General features: G+C 60.8%; 17 protein-coding genes. 8 read left to right on the top strand and 9 right to left on the bottom strand.

All coding sequences use genetic code 11. From position 1 onward, the window contains the following. Positions 1 to 62 precede the first annotated feature (62 nt). The 5 genes from astE to GNG29_RS09405 are packed head-to-tail and all read right to left on the bottom strand — an operon-like array spanning position 63 to position 6,086. On the bottom strand, positions 63 to 1,028 hold the full coding sequence (astE, locus tag GNG29_RS09425; RefSeq protein ID WP_156654348.1) for a succinylglutamate desuccinylase: 966 nt from the start codon (positions 1,026 to 1,028) through the stop codon (positions 63 to 65). A gap of 10 nt (positions 1,029 to 1,038) precedes the next feature. Beyond that, entirely contained in the window at positions 1,039 to 2,364 is a 1,326-nt protein-coding gene (gene astB / locus GNG29_RS09420; protein ID WP_103179278.1) for an N-succinylarginine dihydrolase, read from the bottom strand. Next, on the bottom strand, positions 2,351 to 3,838 hold the full coding sequence (gene astD / locus GNG29_RS09415) for a succinylglutamate-semialdehyde dehydrogenase (protein WP_156654347.1): 1,488 nt from the start codon (positions 3,836 to 3,838) through the stop codon (positions 2,351 to 2,353). Before astD ends, astB begins: the two co-directional genes overlap by 14 nt. After that, complete coding sequence (gene astA / locus GNG29_RS09410; protein ID WP_103179276.1) at positions 3,835 to 4,869, bottom strand: arginine N-succinyltransferase; 1,035 nt, start codon at positions 4,867 to 4,869, stop codon at positions 3,835 to 3,837. Before astA ends, astD begins: the two co-directional genes overlap by 4 nt. Next, complete coding sequence (locus GNG29_RS09405; protein ID WP_156654346.1) at positions 4,866 to 6,086, bottom strand: aspartate aminotransferase family protein; 1,221 nt, start codon at positions 6,084 to 6,086, stop codon at positions 4,866 to 4,868. The genes astA and GNG29_RS09405 overlap by 4 nt, the downstream gene beginning before the upstream one ends. A 444-nt stretch (positions 6,087 to 6,530) precedes the next feature. Between GNG29_RS09405 and xthA the strand changes: the two genes are divergently transcribed. From xthA to GNG29_RS09375, 6 genes are all read left to right on the top strand, one after another. Continuing rightward, complete coding sequence (gene xthA / locus GNG29_RS09400; RefSeq protein ID WP_156654345.1) at positions 6,531 to 7,340, top strand: exodeoxyribonuclease III; 810 nt, start codon at positions 6,531 to 6,533, stop codon at positions 7,338 to 7,340. After that, a complete protein-coding gene (locus GNG29_RS09395; protein ID WP_103179273.1) occupies positions 7,341 to 8,027 on the top strand; it encodes a TVP38/TMEM64 family protein in 687 nt (228 codons plus the stop codon). Between the two features lie 21 nt (positions 8,028 to 8,048). Then, positions 8,049 to 9,212: an ABC transporter substrate-binding protein gene (locus GNG29_RS09390; protein WP_371816552.1), complete on the top strand. Its 1,164-nt coding sequence runs from the start codon at positions 8,049 to 8,051 to the stop codon at positions 9,210 to 9,212. After that, on the top strand, positions 9,185 to 10,720 hold the full coding sequence (locus tag GNG29_RS09385; RefSeq protein WP_156654344.1) for a thiamine ABC transporter permease: 1,536 nt from the start codon (positions 9,185 to 9,187) through the stop codon (positions 10,718 to 10,720). The genes GNG29_RS09390 and GNG29_RS09385 overlap by 28 nt, the downstream gene beginning before the upstream one ends. Further along, positions 10,720 to 11,352, top strand: coding sequence for an ATP-binding cassette domain-containing protein (locus GNG29_RS09380; RefSeq protein WP_103179270.1), 633 nt, complete (start codon positions 10,720 to 10,722; stop codon positions 11,350 to 11,352). The genes GNG29_RS09385 and GNG29_RS09380 overlap by 1 nt, the downstream gene beginning before the upstream one ends. Positions 11,353 to 11,439: 87 nt before the next feature. After that, positions 11,440 to 12,747 carry a sulfurtransferase gene (locus tag GNG29_RS09375; protein WP_103179269.1) on the top strand — a complete coding sequence of 436 codons (1,308 nt, stop codon included), beginning with the start codon at positions 11,440 to 11,442 and terminating at the stop codon, positions 12,745 to 12,747. On the opposite strand, the gene GNG29_RS09370 is transcribed toward GNG29_RS09375, so the two are convergent. Both GNG29_RS09370 and GNG29_RS09365 read right to left on the bottom strand, forming a co-directional pair. Then, complete coding sequence (locus tag GNG29_RS09370) at positions 12,748 to 13,371, bottom strand: CDP-alcohol phosphatidyltransferase family protein (RefSeq protein ID WP_103179268.1); 624 nt, start codon at positions 13,369 to 13,371, stop codon at positions 12,748 to 12,750. It lies immediately after the preceding gene. Continuing rightward, positions 13,364 to 13,864, bottom strand: coding sequence for a carboxymuconolactone decarboxylase family protein (locus GNG29_RS09365; protein ID WP_156655463.1), 501 nt, complete (start codon positions 13,862 to 13,864; stop codon positions 13,364 to 13,366). Before GNG29_RS09365 ends, GNG29_RS09370 begins: the two co-directional genes overlap by 8 nt. 138 nt (positions 13,865 to 14,002) lie before the next feature. On the opposite strand from GNG29_RS09365, the gene GNG29_RS09360 reads away from it, so the two are divergent. Then, a complete protein-coding gene (locus GNG29_RS09360; protein ID WP_103179267.1) occupies positions 14,003 to 14,428 on the top strand; it encodes a pyrimidine (deoxy)nucleoside triphosphate diphosphatase in 426 nt (141 codons plus the stop codon). Here GNG29_RS09360 and GNG29_RS09355 read toward each other — a convergent pair. Then, positions 14,379 to 14,654: a YnjH family protein gene (locus GNG29_RS09355; RefSeq protein WP_114387331.1), complete on the bottom strand. Its 276-nt coding sequence runs from the start codon at positions 14,652 to 14,654 to the stop codon at positions 14,379 to 14,381. The genes GNG29_RS09360 and GNG29_RS09355 overlap by 50 nt on opposite strands. Before the next feature lie 239 nt (positions 14,655 to 14,893). Between GNG29_RS09355 and gdhA the strand changes: the two genes are divergently transcribed. After that, positions 14,894 to 16,237: an NADP-specific glutamate dehydrogenase gene (gene gdhA, locus GNG29_RS09350; protein ID WP_103179265.1), complete on the top strand. Its 1,344-nt coding sequence runs from the start codon at positions 14,894 to 14,896 to the stop codon at positions 16,235 to 16,237. 93 nt (positions 16,238 to 16,330) lie between these two features. On the opposite strand, the gene GNG29_RS09345 is transcribed toward gdhA, so the two are convergent. Continuing rightward, positions 16,331 to 18,235: a DNA topoisomerase III gene (locus GNG29_RS09345; RefSeq protein WP_156654343.1), complete on the bottom strand. Its 1,905-nt coding sequence runs from the start codon at positions 18,233 to 18,235 to the stop codon at positions 16,331 to 16,333. Positions 18,236 to 18,238: the final 3 nt, after the last annotated feature.

Below are 18,238 nucleotides of genomic sequence, written 5' to 3'. Positions count from 1 at the left end.
GAGTGAAATGGCTGAGAAAATAAACAACCCCACCGCGTTACGCAGATGGGGTCAGGTAATTTTCAGGCAACTTTTTCCAGCATCAGCCCGGCGCGCAAACCAAAGGCCACGGCGGGGTTCGGGAAAAGAACATACTCGGTTGGCTTTTGTACTTCATAGCGTTCTTCGCCATCCTCTGCCAACAATACCCCCTGGCGGAACGGCGTAAAGTTCAGGGTATGACTCGCCATGTGCAGCACAAAGGCCTCGCTGCGGCGGGTGATCTGTTGCACCACCCGATACTGCGCCACGGGCCCGGCATGGGACGTCGATACCTCACCACACAGCAACGCGCGCAGCGCCTGATGGGTGGTGGCAAAACGCGTTAAATCGTTATGCCCGAACGGCAGCGCTTTTCCCAGCTCCAGGGTGCAGGCCAGCGCCCCAAAGCGTTCGCAGGTGAAATGGGTGAAGGTACCGCCGGGTGCCTGATGAAAGACCAGCGCCTCCAGCCCGGCATCCGCCAGCCACTGAATAAACGCCTCATCCCAGGGCTGATTGCGCTGGGGCAGCACGCCAAAGCGCTCATGATACGAGGCGCGGATGGCGGTATGCAGATCCAGATGCCAGCGATCGGAACCCGCCTGCCGGTAAAAGGCCGCTAACAGATCCTCCAGCAGCGCCGCCCGTTCGGTCTCCTCGCAGGCCGGGAACTGCGTCCCGCGCCCGCTGAACAGGCGATTGATATCGCAGGTCAGGTAGCGCTTGCCGGCTCGCAGCGCCTGAGGATTCCCGTAGATAATCAGCAGACGGCAGCGCAGCGAGAGTTCGCCGCGAAAGAGCGCCCTGACCAGCAGGTCGACAATCTCCACCGGCGCCGTTTCGTTGCCGTGTATCCCGGCAGAGAGCACCAGGGCTCGCTCGCTGTCTGCCTCCGGGATGAGCTCCAGCACGCCGCGTGCCAGCCAGCGCCAGTGAAACGAAGCCCCTTTGCCCTCCCGTCGGGCGGGCGTTTCATTCGCCATGGTCAGCGCCAGAAAATTTTCCATAACGCCTCCTTTATTGCTGGAACGGGTAGACGGAGCCCAGTTGCAGAATGCGGGTCAGGGCATCCAGCGCTTCGCGTCCTTCCCGTAAAAGCTGCGGATCGACCAGGTCGGCCTGGGTCAACCGATCGCGATAGTAGCGATCCACCCAGTCATTAAGGGTGTTGAACAGGGTATCGTTCATCATCACCGCCGGGTTAACCGCCCGCTGCTCCTCAGGGGTGAGCACCACGCGCAGGCGCAGACAGGCCGGACCGCCGCCGTTGGCCATGCTTTCGCGCAGATCGAACACCCGCAGCTCGCTGATGGGGTTATCCTCGGCCACCAGCTGATTCAGATAGCGCCAGACGCCAGGATGGTTCTGCGACTCCTGGGGTAGCACCAGCATCATGCTGCCGTCGTCACGGCTCAGCAGCTGGCTGTTAAAGAGATAGGTTGCCACCGCATCCTGCACCGAAACGGCTTCCGTCGGCACCTCAATCGGCATAAATCCGGGCACGCGATCGCCCAGGGCGTGCAGCAGCGCTGACTGGTGAACAAACGCCTGCTCGTGGCAGAACAGCACCTGGCGGTTCGAGACCGCAATCACGTCGTTATGGAACACCCCCTGGTCGATCACCAGCGGGTTTTGCTGGGCAAACATCAGTTGGCCCGGATTGACCTGATTCAGGCGGGCAACGGCCTGGCTTGCGGCCAGAGTCTGACGGGCCGGGTAACGGGCAGGCGCGGGACCTGTTCCCTCATCACGACCATAGACAAACAGTTGCAAACCCGGCTCGCCATAATCGCCGCCAAGACGGTTATGGTTGGCCGCCCCTTCGTCGCCGAACATCGCCACTTGCGGCAGCGCTGTATGGACACTGAACCGGGACTCATCGCGAAAAATAGCCCGCAGCACCTGTTCCGTGGTACCAGCTTCACTGGCGCGGTGGAACTTGTTGTTCAGGTTCGCCACCGTCAGATGCACTTTTCCGTCGAGGGTATCTGCGGAGGGGGCCACCGTCGCGGCGTTGGCAACCCACATGGAGGAGGCCGAACTGGCGGCAGAGAGCAGCTGCGGCATTTGGGTGCCCGCTTTCTCCACCACCTGCTCGTCGCTGCCGGTAAACCCGAGCTGGCGCAGGACGGCGACGTTAGGCCGCTCCTGCGGCGGGATCACCGCCTGAGGAAAACCCGCATCCGCCAGCGCCTTCATTTTTAACAACCCCTGCTTTGCCGCCAGCCGCGGGTTGGAGATCTGAAAGCGGTGTTTTGTGGAGGCCTCATTGCCGAACGACAGCCCGGCATAGTGGTGGGTTAACCCCACCAGCCCGTCGAAGTTAACTTCACGCGCTTTCATGACGCTTCTCCCGTGTAAAATCGAGGCCCGGATTCAGCTGCTCCGGCAGGACGATGGCCGGCGTCTCCAGGCTCGCCATCGGCCAGGCGCAGTAATCCGCCGCATACCAGGCGCTGGCACGATGGTTACCGGAGGCGCCCACCCCGCCAAACGGGGCGGTACTGGCCGCGCCGGTGAGCGGTTTATTCCAGTTCACAATCCCGGCGCGCGCCTCCAGCAGCAGCTGGTCAAATTTCTCACGATCCGGGGAGATCAGCCCGCACGACAGGCCGTAGCGTGTGGCATTTGCCATCGCGATGGCCTGGTCAAAATCGTCATAGCGCCAGACGCAGAGCAGCGGACCAAAGACCTCTTCGTCCGGCACACCGCTCACGCCAGTCATCTCGACGATTGCCGGGGTTAATAAAGAGGTTCCCGCCTTCACCAGCCGTGGCTCCAGCAGCGACTGGCCGCCGCGGGCGACATGTTCCCGCCAGGCGTGATAGACATTTTTTGCCGCCTGTTCGGAAATCAGCCCGCCGATAAACGGCTGCTCGCTGGCATCCCACTCGCCAGGCAGCAGCCGCCCGCTCACCTCAACCAGACGGGCCAGGAATGCATCCCCTTCAGCGCCGCGTTTCACCAGCAGACGGCGGGCGCAGGTGCAACGCTGCCCGGCGGTAATAAATGCTGACTGGATGGTCAGGTGGACCGCGGCATCGATATCTGCCGGATCGTCAACGATCAGCGCATTATTGCCGCCCATCTCAAGGGCGAGAATTTTCTCCGGTTGCCCGGCCAGCTGGCGGTGCAGCTGATAGCCAGTTCCGGCGCTGCCGGTAAAGAGCAGCCCGTCAATATCGCTCAGCGCACTCAGCGCCTGACCGGTTTCGCGCCCGCCCTGGACCAGGTTGAGCACCCCCGGCGGCAGCCCGGCCTGCTCCCACAGTTTGACCACCGCTTCGCCGCTCCAGGGCGTTAGCTCGCTCGGCTTGAAGATCACCGTGTTACCCGCCAGCAGGGCGGGCACGATGTGGCCATTCGGCAGATGGCCGGGGAAGTTATAGGGGCCAAACACCGCCAGCACGCCGTGCGGACGATGGCGCAGCGTAGCGGCCCCGTCCGCCATCTCGGTACGCTGCTCGCCGGTGCGGGTGTGGTACGCCTTAATTGAAATGGCGACCTTGTTGATCATGGCGGTAATTTCGGTCGCCGCCTCCCAGCGCGGTTTTCCGGTTTCGCTGGCAATAACGCGGGTCAGCTCCTGCTTATTTGCCTCCAGCAGGGTGGCAAATTTCTCCACGATCGCCTGACGAGCGCTGAACGGCAGCTTCGCCCAGCCGGGGAACGCGGCGCGCGCGGCGCGGCACGCCTGCTCAACCTGCCTGGGGCTGGCATCCGCCCCTTGCCATAATCTCTCCTGCCCCACCGGGTTATGTTTGCTGCGAAGTTCAGCTTCGCCGGTTACCCAGTCACCGTTAATCCATAAGTTCATACCGTTTTCTCCTCGGGGCACAGACGCACCATGCGAATACGATCGCCAGCGCAACATTTCAGGGCATCCAGTTGCGCTGCGGTCAGCACCAGACGTTCACATTCGGGGTCCACGCGGATCAGCGTGGCGCGATAGCTGTCATATTGTTCGTTCGCCACCAGGCAGGCCGGAAACTCACCCGGCGCGGGCTGCCCCTCGGCCACCTCCACCAGACGGCTTTTGCGGATCGCCCGCACCCGGTCGATATCACACTCCAGCGTCGGGCCGCCGTCGAAGATGTCGACATAGTTACGGTAGCGGAAGCCCTCTTTTTCCAGCACCGCGCGGGCCGGCGCGGTATGCGGATGGACCTCGCCAATTACCGCCTGCGCCTCGGGACTGAGGAAATGGGTATAGATAGGATGTTTTGGCATCAGCTCGGCGATAAAAGCTTTCTGCCCGGTGCCGCACAGGTAGTCCGCCTTGCTGAACTCCATGGAGAAGAAGCGCTCGCCCAGGCTTTTCCAGAACGGCGAGAAGCCTGTTTCGTCGATGACGCCGCGCATCTCGGCAACCACTTTTTCGTTAAAGCGATCGCGGAAGGCGGCCATAAACAGAAAGCGCGATTTGGAGAGCAGATAGCCGTTGCCCTCTTTGCGCCACTCCGGGTCGAGAAACAGCGAGCAGAGCTCGCTGCTGCCGGTGTGATCGTTACTGAGAAACAGCGTGGGCAGTGCGTTGTAGACGTTCAGCTCTTTCGAGGCATGCACCAGGGTGCCCACACGGTAGTTATACCAGGGATCGTTCAGGCCTACCGCCACCTCAATGGCGCAGATCCCCGCCACGGTGCCGGTAACGGTATCTTCCAGCACAAACACGTAGCCCTGTTCGCCTTTCGGCAGCGTCCCTTGCCAGGTCTCGATGGAGCGCTCAATGCGCGCCGAGAGCGTGTTTTCATCAACGGGAAGCGAGGTCAGCCCGCCTCCCGTCTTACCGGCAAGCTGCATGAGGGCGGAGAGATCCCCGCGCTCAATGGGACGGATGACCATCATGATGACACCCCGGACTTCACCTGTTCGCAGGCCAGCGCAAAGCGATCTAACCCGGTCCGCACCTCTTCTTCGCTGACAACCAGCGCAGGCGCGAAGCGCACTACGTTAGCCCCGGCGATCAACACCATCACGCCCGCTTTTGCCGCTTCCTGTGAAATGAGTTTAGCTTTTCCGGCGCATTCATCCGTGAGCACGCAGCCAATCAGCAGCCCCAGGCCGCGAATCTCTTTAAACAGGCCGGTTTTGCTGTTGATGGCCTGAAGACGCTCAACAAACCAGTCGTGACGCTGCTTCACGCCGTTCAGTACTTCCGGCGTGTTGATGATATCCAGCACCTGACCGGCCACCGCCGATGCCAGCGGGTTGCCGCCGTAGGTGGTGCCGTGAGTGCCGACGGTCATCACCCGGGCAAATTTATCGGTGGTGAGCATTGCCCCGACCGGGAAGCCGCCGCCCAGCGCTTTGGCGGTGGAGAGCACATCCGGCGTCACGCCGTAGTGCATATAGGCATAGAGCTCACCGGTGCGGCCGACGCCGGTCTGGACTTCATCGAAAATCAGCACCGCGTTGTGGCGATCGCACAGCTCGCGCAGCCCCTGCAGGAACGCTTTGTCGGCAGGCACAACGCCGCCTTCGCCCTGCATCGGCTCGACGATCACCGCGCAGGTGGACTCATCTATCAGCTCGCTGGCGGACTGCAGATCGTTATAGACCGCGTGGCGGATATCCGGTGGCAGCGGCGCGAAGTCCTGGGAGTAAGAGGGTTGCCCGCCCGCGCTGACGGTAAACAGGGTGCGGCCGTGGAAGGCATTTTTGAAGGCGACGATGCCGCTTTTGTGGCTGCCAAAATTGTCGTGGGCATATTTACGCGCCAGCTTCAGCGCGGCTTCGTTGGCCTCAGCGCCTGAGTTACAGAAGAACACTTTTTCCGCAAAGGTGGCGTCGATCAGTTTTTTCGCCAGGCGCAGCGCGGGCTCGTTGGTGTAGCCATTCCCGGTATGCCAGAACTTTGCCGCCTGGTCGTTCAGCGCCTGACGCAGCGCCGGATGGGCATGTCCCAGGGCGTTAACCGCAATGCCCCCAGCAAAGTCGATATACTCTTTGCCCTGCTGATCCCACAGGCGCGAGCCCTCTCCCCGTACCGGAATAAAAGCCGCCGGGGCGTAAACCGGCATCATCCATTCATCAAAGTTTTCACGCGTAATTGACAGAGACATAGCGACCTCATCCGGTAAATAAAAGGTTGATAAAATGTTAAATATTTATGTGTTTGCCCTGTGAATGTAGATTGCAGCGTTCGTGCCAGCCAGCGATAAAAATGCATAAACGGGAGGGGGTAACGAAATATCAACAGGTTACAACATGGAGTTATTCACTGTTATTGCATAAAAAGTGAATATTTTTACAACAAGCGCAGCTTTACCGAAGGAAAAACAGAAATATTATGCATAGGCCAAATATAATTCTGGAATTGTGATCGCTCGCGAAATTTGTGTAGCTTTTGTGCGCCATCGGAGGGCGTAAGGCGCCAGAACGGTGCAGAAATTGCACTATCGGCAGGATCTGTTGCAGTAATGGGTGGAACATACGCAGCGGCGGCAGTCAGCGGGAGGAAATTCTGCTACCATCCTTGCACTATTCACCTTGCACTGGCAGCGACTATGAAATTTGTCTCTTTTAATATCAACGGCCTGCGCGCCCGCCCTCATCAACTCCAGGCCATCGTCGAAAAACATCAGCCTGACGTCATTGGCCTGCAGGAGACAAAAGTTCACGACGATATGTTCCCTCTCGAAGAGGTGGCAAAACTGGGTTACAACGTCTTTTATCACGGCCAGAAAGGTCACTACGGCGTGGCCCTGCTGACCAAAGCGGCGCCTGTCTCGGTACGTCGCGGTTTCCCGGGGGATAACGAAGAGTCCCAGCGCCGCATCATCATGGCGGAAGTGCCCTCCCCGCTGGGTAATGTCACCGTGATCAACGGTTACTTCCCCCAGGGCGAGAGCCGCGACCATCCGCTGAAATTCCCGGCCAAAGAGAAGTTCTACCAGGATCTGCAGTCATTGCTGGAAACGGAGCTGCAAAAAGATCATCCGGTGCTGATCATGGGCGATATGAACATCAGCCCGACCGATCTGGATATCGGCATCGGCGAGGACAGCCGCAAGCGCTGGCTGCGCACCGGGAAATGCTCCTTCCTGCCGGAAGAGCGCGAGTGGATGGGGCGTCTGCTGGGCTGGGGTCTGGTGGATACCTTCCGCAACGCCAACCCGGAAACCCACGATCGCTTCTCGTGGTTTGACTACCGCTCTAAAGGTTTTGATGATAACCGCGGCCTGCGCATTGACCTGCTGCTGGCAAGCAGCCCGCTGGCGGAGCGCTGCATCGAAACCGGGATCGACTATGAGATCCGCAGCATGGAAAAACCGTCCGACCACGCCCCAGTCTGGGCGACCTTCGACGTGAAATAAATGGCTGTACGTCCCGGTAAAGTTCTGCTTATTTGCGCCCTTCTGGGCGCTTTTACCCTTCTTTTTAGGCTACTGCCGCCCGGCACGCTGACGCTGGAAAACCTTCAGGCGCAGCATCAGGCCCTGCAGCTATACTGCCAGCAGGCGCCGCTGAAAAGCGCCATACTCTTTTTCCTTCTCTATGTGCTGGTCACTACCCTGTCGCTGCCGGGCGCCGCGGTGTTAACCCTGCTCGGCGGGGCGCTGTTTGGCCTGTGGCCGGGGATCCTGCTGGTGTCGTTCGCCTCGACGCTGGGGGCCACGCTGGCGATGCTGAGCAGCCGCTACCTGCTGCGGGACTGGGTGCAGCGCCGTTTTGCCGGGCCAATGCGCACGGTTAACGAAGGTGTCTCGCGGGACGGGGCGTTCTACCTCTTTGCCCTGCGCCTGATGCCGCTGTTCCCGTTCTTTATGGTCAACCTGCTGGCCGGGATCGCCCCGATCGGATTGTGGCGCTACTGGTGGGTCAGTCAGCTCGGCATGCTGCCAGGGGCAATCGTCTATCTTAATGCCGGACACCAGCTGGGGCAGATCGCCGCGCTGCGTGATATCCTTTCATCCGGCGTGGTCATTGCCTTTACGCTACTGGGGCTGCTGCCGCTTATCACCCGCTGGCTGTTCGCCCGCTTTTCCCGCACTTCTTCATAACAGAGAGGCACTATGCGCCGTGTGCGTTTTTGCATGTTGTTAACGGGCCTGCTGATGGCAGGACACGCGCTGGCCGATGACGGCTGGCAGAAAATCAAAGAGGAGGCCCAGGGCCAGACCGTCTGGTTTAACGCCTGGGGCGGCGATGAGGCGGTGAACCGCTACCTGGACTGGGTGAGCGGGGAGATGAAAAGCCACTACGCCATAAACCTGAAGATTGTCCGTCTGGCGGATGCCGCCGACGCGGTGAAGCGCATCCAGACCGAGGCCAGCGCCGGGCGCAAAACCAACGGTTCGGTAGATCTACTGTGGGTCAACGGCGAGAACTTCCGCACCCTCAAAACCGCCGGGCTGTTGCAGACCGGCTGGGCGCAAATGCTGCCTGACTGGCGCTATGTGGATACCGCGAAACCAGTGACGGAAGATTTTGCCATCCCGACCGAGGGAGCCGAGTCTCCGTGGGGCAGCGCCCAGCTGACCTTTATCGCCAGCCGCAAGAGCCTGCCGCAGCCGCTGGCTGACCCGCAGGCGCTGCTGGCGTACGCCACGCAACATCCCGGCACCATCACCTATCCGCGCCCGCCCGACTTTACCGGCACCGCGTTTCTGGAACAGCTTCTGCTGACGCAAACCCCCCAGCCGGAGGCGCTGAAACAGCCGCCGGACAGCGCCACCTTTGCCCGGGTGACCGCGCCGCTCTGGACTTATCTCGATAAACTACATCCGTACCTGTGGCGCGAGGGTAAAGACTTCCCGCCTTCACCGGCGCGGATGGATGCCCTGCTGGCCAGCGGCAATTTAAACCTGTCGATCACCTTTAACCCGGCCCACGCCCGGCAGAAAGTGGCCAGCAAAGCGCTGCCCGCAGACAGCTACAGCTTTGGTTTTCAACAGGGGATGATCGGCAACGTACATTTTGTGGCGATCCCGGCCAACGCCTCCGCCAGCGCGGGGGCGAAAGTCGTCGCGAATTTCCTGCTCTCGCCGCAGGCACAGATCCGCAAGGCGGACCCGGCTAACTGGGGCGATCCCACTGTGCTGGATCCTCAAAAACTCCCGGCGGCAGCGGCGGATAAATTGCGCCAGTTTATGCCGGCTGAGCTTCCGCCAACGCTCGCTGAACCACATGCCGCCTGGGTGAACGCGCTGGAGCAGGAATGGCTGCGTCGTTACGGCACCCACTAAGCGGGCTTGCCTGGCTGCTGATGGCGGCGGTGTACCTGCCGCTGCTGCCCGCCTTCGGCCTGCTGCTGCCCCCGATCATCTCCCTTGAGAACTGGCGGGCGCTGGCCGCCGATCCGCAGATCCCGCAGGCGCTGGCCGCCACGCTGGTTTCCACTCTGATTGCCGCCGCCGGGGCGCTAATGCTGGCCCTGGCGGTGGTGGCCGCGCTGTGGCCCGGCAGCCGCTGGCGACGCCTGTGCAACCATCTGCCGTGGCTGCTGGCGATCCCCCACGTGGCGTTTGCCGTCAGCGTGCTGCTGATATTTGCCGAAGGGGGAGAACTCTACCGCCTCTGTTCTCTCTGTTCACCGATAGTGGATCGCTACGGGATCGGGCTGGGGCTGACCCTCGCCGTCAAGGAGAGCGCCTTTGTGGTCTGGGCGATTTACGCCTCGCTGCCGGAAAAAGAGCTGGCGCAAAAGGTGACGATCCTGCGATCGCTGGGTTACGGACGCTGGCAGGCGCTGCGCTGGCTGATCCTGCCCGCCATTGCGCCTGCGCTGGGGGCGGTGATGCTGGCGGTGATCGCCTGGTCGCTGTCGGTGGTGGATGTGGCCCTGATCCTCGGGCCGGGTAATCCCCCCACCCTGGCGGTGCTGGCGTGGCAGTGGCTGACGCAGGGGGACAACGTCCAGCAGGCGAAGGGAATGCTGGTGTGCGTGATCCTGCTTCTGCTGCTGGAGCTGATTGCCATCGCGATATTTATCAGCTGGCGGCGCTGGCGAACCACCATTCCGGCCATCTCCGGGGAGCGCCCGATGCCGCGTCCGCTGCTAACAGGGCGAGCCTGCGGCCTGCTGCTCCCCCTGGCCGGGATCGCCAGCATCGCGGTGCTGGTTCTGGTGGCGGGCAATGCCAGCGTTTCGCGGGAGACGGCCGGGGTGAGTCTGACGCTGGGGCTGCTCTCAGCGGGGATAGCGCTGGGGATGATCCTGCTCTGGCTCGAATGGGGCCCGCAGCGCGGGGGATTTTGGGTCTGGCTGCCGCTGACCCTTCCCGCCCTGCCGCTGGTGGCCGGGCAGTACCGGCTGGCGCTGCTGTTGCAGCTGGACGGGCAGTTTGTCGCCGTGCTGTGGGGACATTTACTGTGGGTGCTGCCGTGGATGCTGCTGGTGATGCAACCGGCGTGGCGCAGGCTCGATCCGCGCCTGATCCTGACAGCTCGCACCCTCGGCTGGGGATCGCTTAAAATTTTCTGGCTGATCAAATGCCCGCAGATGATCCGCCCGGCACTGACGGCGTTTGCCGTCGGCTTTTCCGTCAGCGTGGCGCAGTATCTGCCCACCCTGTGGCTGGGTAGCGGACGGTTTGCCACCCTCACCACCGACGCGGTGGCGCTTAGCAGCGGCGGCATTAGCGCGGTGCTGGCAGCCCAGGCGCTCTGGCAACTGCTGCTGCCGATGCTGATTTTCGCCGCCTGCATTTTGCTTTCCCGGCTGGTTGGCCGTTTTCGACAGGGGTTACGTTAATGCTTGTGGTCAAGGATGTTTCGCTCTCTCTGCGTCAGACGGCGCTGCTGCACAACGTCAGTTTTTCGGTGGTGCCCGGCGAAATTCTCACCCTGATGGGCCCTTCCGGCAGCGGCAAATCGTCGCTGTTTGCCTGGATGGTAGGTGCCCTGCCCGCTGATTTTCGCGCCGAAGGGGAGCTGTGGATCAACGCCCGTCGCTGCGACACGCTGCCCACCGAACAGCGCGGCCTGGGTCTGCTGTTTCAGGATGCACTGCTTTTTGATCATTTCAGCGTCGGACAGAATTTGCTGCTGGCGCTTCCGGCGTCCATCAAAGGGGAGCAGCGTAAACAGCAGGTAATCGCGGCGCTGGATGCCGCCGATTTGCCCGGTTTTTTTCAGCGCGATCCCGCCACGCTGTCCGGCGGGCAGCGCGCCCGGGTCAGCCTGCTGCGCGCCCTGCTGGCCCGGCCCCAGGCGCTGCTGCTTGATGAACCCTTTAGCCGACTGGATAAAACGCTGCGCGACCAGTTTCGCCGCTGGGTATTTGCCGAAGTGCGCGCCCGGCGCATTCCCGTCGTTCAGGTGACCCACGATGAAGAGGATATCCCTGCTGCGGGTCGGGTGCTGGCGATGGAGAAGTGGCAATGAATCCCATGGCAACCTGCGCAAACGCAACGTTTTTTGTCGGGAGGATTGCCACAATCACCGCTCTTTTTTCTTACGACGGGCATTTCGATGAAACGTGTTTCTCAACTGACCGCGCTGACCGCCGCGTTAGGTCTCGCCTCTTTCTTCTCTTTTGCCGCTGATATGGCGCCTTCCCTCACGCTCAAAGAGCTTCAGCAGCAGAAAGGCGCGGTGATCGATACCCGCATCAGCGCCTTTTACAACGGCTGGCCCCAGAGGCTGAACGGCCCATCCGGACATGAGCCTTCGGCTCTTAACCTCTCTGCCAGCTGGCTGGGTGCCATGTCTGAGGCGCAGCTGAAAGCCTGGGCCATGCGGCATCAACTGACGCTGACCACCCCCATCGCATTATATGGCAGCGAGAGCGATAACCAGGCCGTGAAGGCGCGGCTGACTGAGGCAGGCTTCAGCCACATCACCCTGCTCGGTGATGCCCTGCAAACCTCGTCTCGCCTGCAGCGTCTCGCCCATTTCGAACAGCTGGTCTATCCCCAGTGGCTGCATCAGCTCCAGCAGGGAAAAACGGTCCCTGCCGCCCCTGCCGGCGAGTGGAAAGTGATTGAGGCCGCCTGGGGTGCGCCGAAATTTTATCTGTTGAGCCACATTCCCGGCGCGGACTATATCGACACCAACGAAGTGGAAAGCGAGCCGCTGTGGAACAAGGTCTCTGATGCCGATCTGAAGGCGATGCTGGCGAAACACGGCATCCGCCATGACACCACAGTGATCCTCTACGGACGCGATGTCTACGCCGCCGCGCGCGTGGCGCAGATCATGCTGTATGCCGGCGTGAAAGATGTACGCCTGCTGGACGGCGGCTGGAAAGCGTGGGATGACGCGAAGCTGCCGGTCGAGCGCGGCACGCCCGACGATGTCAAACCCGCCGCCGACTTTGGCGCGCCGATCCCCGGTCAGCCGCAGCTGATGCTGAGCACCGAACAGGCCCGCGGCCTGCTGCATCGTCAGGACGCTTCGCTGGTGAGCGTTCGCTCGTGGCCGGAGTTTACCGGTGTCACCAGCGGCTACAGCTACATCAAACCTAAAGGGGAGATCCAGGGCGCCCGCTGGGGCCACGCCGGAAGCGACTCGACCCATATGGAGGATTTCCATAACCCGGACGGCACCATGCGCAGCGCGGATGATATCGCCAGGATGTGGAAGCAGTGGAACATTCTGCCGGATCAGCAGGTGGCCTTCTACTGCGGCACCGGCTGGCGGGCATCAGAAACCTTTATGTATGCCCGGGCGATGGGCTGGAAACATATCGGCGTCTATGACGGCGGCTGGTATGAGTGGAGCAGCAACCCGCAGAACCCGGTAGTGGCTGGGGAACGCGGGCCAGACAGCTCGCGGTGATCACGGCTGGCGCTGAACCTCCTTCAGCGTCAGATACCCGCTCCAGATGCGCGTTGTGGTGGTGAGCCAGCACAACGCGCCAAACACCCACGCCAGCCACCCGAAATGCGCCGGGAACAGGCAAAAGAGCACGAACAGCAGCAGCGTTTCCGTCCCCTCCGTCAGGCCACCCAGATAGTAAAACGACTTGTGGGCATAGCCTGGATTGTCTATCTCATGCTTCGCGGCCAGGGCAGCAAACGCCAGAAAACTGCTCCCGGTGCCGATAAAGGCAAACAGCAGCCAGGCGGCAGGCAGCGCATTGTTAACCGGATCCGCCAGGGCAAAGCCAAAGGGCACCAGGGCATAGAAGAGGAAATCAAGGGAGATATCGAGAAAGCCTCCGGCATCGCTCAGCCCGCGCCGCCGGGCCAGCGCGCCGTCCAGCCCATCGAGCAAGCGGTTCAGCGCAATGGCCACCAGCGCCGCCAGGTACCAGCCCAGCGCCAGAAACGGCAGCGCCAGTACCCCGATGGCAAAGCCCATCAGCGTAATACCGTCCGGGGTGATGCCCGGTTTATCCAGGGTTGCGACCAGCCGGTTGAGCAGCGGCTTGATGCGCGGATGAAGGTGGCGGTCAAGCATCCTGTTTTTCTCCTCTTATCGCGCACAACCCCTGGGAGGAGATATCCAGCGCCGCGTTAAAGCGGGCGGATAAATTCTGAAAACCAATCAGCGCCGTCATCTCGGTAATCGCCTCGTCATTGAAGTACTGGCGCAGCGCCGCTTTGGTGGCCTCATCCACCACCGGCGGCGTGGCGGTAACGGCTTCCGCATAGGCCAGCGCGGCGCGCTCCTTATCGCTGAACAGGCTGCTGTCGCGCCATGTCGCGACGGCCTGCACCTTATCCAGCCCGCCGCTGCGTTCCGCCAGGCGCAGCGCGTTGGCATCGATGCAAAAGGCGCAGTGGCAGATCTGCGAGACGCGGGTCATCAGCAGCGAACGCAGTACCGGCTCAAGGGGCGATTTTTTGCGTTCCAGAAAGCCTACAAACAGCGCTACCAGCCAGAACAGCCGGGGCATTCTTCCCCACCAGCGCAGCGGATTAAGCACTGCGCCATAATGTTTTTTCTGCATTGCCGCGACAGGCGTTAGAATGGTGGGAATGGATTCGATGGGTTTAACCCAGACGGGTGGTCTCTCGTTCACAGGATGCTCCTGGCGTGTTAAGTGCGCAGATCCTAACTCTTTTTCTTTTATTCATTATTGACGACCATGCTAAAAACACTCGATGTTGTCTGCGCTATTCTCGAACGGGATGGCAAAATTTTACTGGCGCAACGCCCGCTGCATGCGGATCAGCCCGGTCTGTGGGAGTTTGCCGGGGGAAAAGTGGAGGCGGGGGAAACCCAGCCCGCGGCATTAGTGCGTGAACTGCGCGAGGAGTTGGGCATTGAGGCCTGCCCCGCAGAGTATATCGCCAGCCATCAACGGGAAGTGTCCCAGCGACTGATTAACCTACACGCCTGGCACGTCGCGGAATTCACCGGCACGCCGGAAGCGCGCTATCACAGCCAGCTGGTATGGTGTTCACCGCACGAGGCGCTGGATTACGACCTCGCCCCGGCAGATATCCCTTTGTTACAGGCGTTTATTCTCTTACGCGACGCCACACCAGCGGATTCGTACTCAGGGCGTTAGGATCGCGCTGGCACTGCAACAATACCCCCTCGGCTTTTACCACCGCCCCTTCTGAATAGTTCTGATCCTGATAGATACAGCACTGGTTACACGGCGGTGGACGCTGACCGCTGGAGCTGAAGATCTCCGGCGGGATATTCACATCCACCCCGGTTCCAAACCGCTGATCGGCCTGACTGCCAGCCGCGAAAACCCCAAGCAAAACAGCCATCACAATACGCTTCATCGACGCTTCTTCCTGTTATGTCCTGATATTCACTATAACGGTAAAAACAGCGCGAAGCTTTAATCCCCCCTTCGGTCATCGTTTTTTATTATGACCCGGCGCGTTTAATGAATTTAACTTGAGGACGAAATTTAGCTTGCGTCACAAAGCCTGTCGGGTGGTATAGTCGAAAAACACAACATCACGAAGATATTTGTTACAAATTAAATAATCCCAATATATTAGAGGAACTTATAGTTATGGACCAGGCTTGCTCCCTTGACTCCTTTCTGAATCGTGTTCAGCAGCGTGACCCGCACCAGAGCGAATTTGCTCAGGCCGTCCGCGAAGTAATGACCACCCTCTGGCCATTCCTGGAACAAAATCCCCGCTATCGTCAGATGTCCCTGCTTGAGCGCCTGGTTGAACCTGAACGCGTGATCCAGTTCCGCGTGGTCTGGGTTGATGACCGCAACCAGGTACAGGTTAACCGTGCCTGGCGCGTACAGTTCAACTCGGCGATCGGCCCGTTCAAGGGGGGCATGCGTTTCCATCCGTCGGTAAACCTGTCGATTCTGAAGTTCCTCGGCTTTGAACAGACCTTTAAAAATGCCCTGACCACCCTGCCGATGGGCGGCGGCAAAGGCGGCAGCGATTTTGATCCGAAAGGCAAAAGCGAAGGTGAAGTGATGCGTTTCTGCCAGGCGCTGATGACGGAACTCTATCGTCACCTGGGCGCCGACACCGACGTACCGGCTGGCGATATCGGGGTTGGCGGACGCGAAGTGGGCTTTATGGCCGGGATGATGAAAAAACTCTCCAACAACAGCGCCTGCGTCTTTACCGGGAAAGGCCTCTCCTTCGGCGGCAGCCTGATCCGCCCGGAAGCCACCGGTTACGGTCTGGTCTATTTCACTGAAGCGATGCTGAAGCGTCATGGGATGAGCTTTGAGGGCATGCGTGTCGCCGTATCCGGCTCCGGCAACGTGGCTCAGTACGCTATCGAAAAAGCGATGCAGTTCGGCGCACGCGTCATCACCGCCTCCGACTCCAGCGGCACCGTGGTGGATGAAGCGGGCTTTACAACCGAAAAACTGGCGCGCCTGTGCGAAATCAAAGCCAGCCGCGACGGTCGCGTGGCCGACTATGCCCGTGAATTCGGTCTGACCTACCTTGAAGGCAAACAGCCGTGGTCAGTGCCGGTGGATATCGCCCTGCCGTGCGCCACCCAGAACGAACTGGATGTTGATGCCGCGCGCCAGCTTATCGCCAACGGCGTGAAAGCGGTAGCTGAAGGGGCCAACATGCCCACCACCATTGAAGCCACCGACCTGTTCCTGGAAGCGAACGTGCTGTTTGCCCCGGGTAAAGCGGCTAACGCAGGCGGCGTGGCCACCTCTGGCCTCGAGATGGCGCAAAACGCCGCTCGCATGGGCTGGAAGGCGGAGAAAGTGGATGCGCGTCTGCACCATATCATGCTGGATATTCACCACGCCTGCGTCGAGTACGGTGGGGAAGAGAAACAGACCAACTACGTTCGCGGCGCGAACATCGCCGGGTTTGTGAAGGTCGCCGATGCGATGATGGGTCAGGGTGTGATCTGATTCTGTGGCTGTGCCGGGTGGCGGCTACGCCTTACCCGGCCTACAAAAGTACGAACCGTAGGCCGGGTAAGCGCAGCGCCACCCGGCAATTTTTTACGCCGCACTCTTCTTCTTAAACTTTTTCTTCTTGTCGCCGCCCGGCGCCACCATGCCGCGAAAATCCCTCACCGACGTGTTTCGCGCCTGGTTGATCAGATCGAACAGCGTACCCACCAGCGGCTGCATAAAGTCCTGATAGCGACACTGCTTTTCGCTGATCTGAGTCAGCACCGACTCCCAGTGGGCGGTCATATCCGGCCTGGCGGCCATCTCCGGCAGGGAGTGGATCAGCGCCCTTCCGGCATCCGTCGAGTGGATATAACGCCCTTTCTTGTGCAGAAAACCGCGTTTGAACAGCAGCTCAATGATCCCGGCGCGGGTCGCTTCGGTTCCAAGGCCGTCAGTGGCGCGGAGGATCTTCTTCAGATCTTTATCCTGCACAAAACGGGCGATACCGGTCATCGCGGAGAGCAGCGTGGCGTCGGTAAAGTGCCGCGGCGGCTGGGTCTGTCGCTCCACCACTTCGCCCCTCTCGCACAATAACTCGTCATTTTTTGCCACCACCGGCAACGGCGTACCGTCGTTCTCCTCATCCCGCTCTTTATTACCCAGCAGCGTGCGCCACCCTGCTTCCGCCAGAAAACGCGCCTTGGCAATAAACTTGCCTTTGGCGATCTCCAGCTCAATGACGCACTTGCGGAACACCGCATCCGGGCAGAACTGCATCAGATACTGGCGGGCCACGAGGGTATAAATCTTCGATTCGTTATCCGTCAGGTTGACGGAACTGCTGCGCGCGGTGGGGATGATGGCGTGGTGGGCATCCACCTTTTTATCGTCCCAGCAGCGGTTGCGGGTATCCGGGTTGACCACCGGCTGTGGCACGAGATCGGGGGCGTGTACGGCAATGGCGTTCAGCACCGCGTGGCGCCCGGCGAAATGCTCTTCCGGCAGGTAGCGGCTGTCGGAACGCGGGTAGGTAATGAGTTTGTGCGTCTCGTACAGCTTCTGGCAGATATCGAGTACGTTTTGCGCGCTCAGGCCGTAGCGTTTTGCCGCCTCGATCTGCAAAGCAGAGAGGGAGAACGGCAGCGGCGCGGGTTCTGATTCCCGTTTATCGTTATAGCTGGTGACGACGGCGGGCTGGCCCTGGATGCGGGTCACCACGTGATCGGCCAGCGGACGATGCAGCAGGCGTCCCTCTTCATCCTGGTAGGGTTCACAGGCCTCACTCGGCTGCCAGACTGCGGTAAAGCGTTCGTCCTTCGGGGTGACGATATGGGCTTTCACCTCGAAGAAGTCTTTGGCGACAAAGTTCTCGATCTCTTCGTCGCGACGCACCACCAGCCCCAGCACCGGCGTTTGCACCCGGCCAACGGAGAGCACCCCCTGGTAACCCGCGTTGCGCCCGAGGATGGTATAGGCGCGGGTCATGTTGATGCCGTAGAGCCAGTCGGCGCGGGCGCGGGCCAGCGCCGACACGCACAGCGGAACAAACTCGCTGTTGGCGCGCAGACGGGTGATGGCCCGCTCTACCGCCTGCGGGTTGAGGTCGTTAATCAGACAGCGCTGCACCTGCTGGCGTTTTTCCGGCGCCAGACTCAGGTAATCCAGCACCTCGTCCACCAGCAGCTGCCCTTCCCTGTCCGGGTCACCGGCGTGGATCACCTCGGATGCCTCGTTCAGCAACCGCTTAATGACGTTGAGCTGTTTGGTGACCGACGGGCGCGGCTGCAGCTGCCACTTCTCCGGCACGATGGGCAGATCGTTAAGATTCCAGCGCGCATAGCGGCTGTCGTAGGCGTCCGGCTGGGCCTGCTCCAGCAGGTGGCCGATACACCAGGTGACCACCTGGCCGTTTCCGCACTCAATGTAGCCGTCACCCTTGCGATGCGGTTTGGGTAAAACGTCCGCAATCGCCCGGGCAAGGCTGGGTTTTTCGGCAATAAATAACCGCATTGA

It is taken from the genome of Leclercia sp. Colony189, from assembly GCF_009740165.1.
Classification (GTDB): Bacteria; Pseudomonadota; Gammaproteobacteria; order Enterobacterales; family Enterobacteriaceae; genus Enterobacter.
This window is presented reverse-complemented; position numbering and strand designations above follow the sequence as displayed.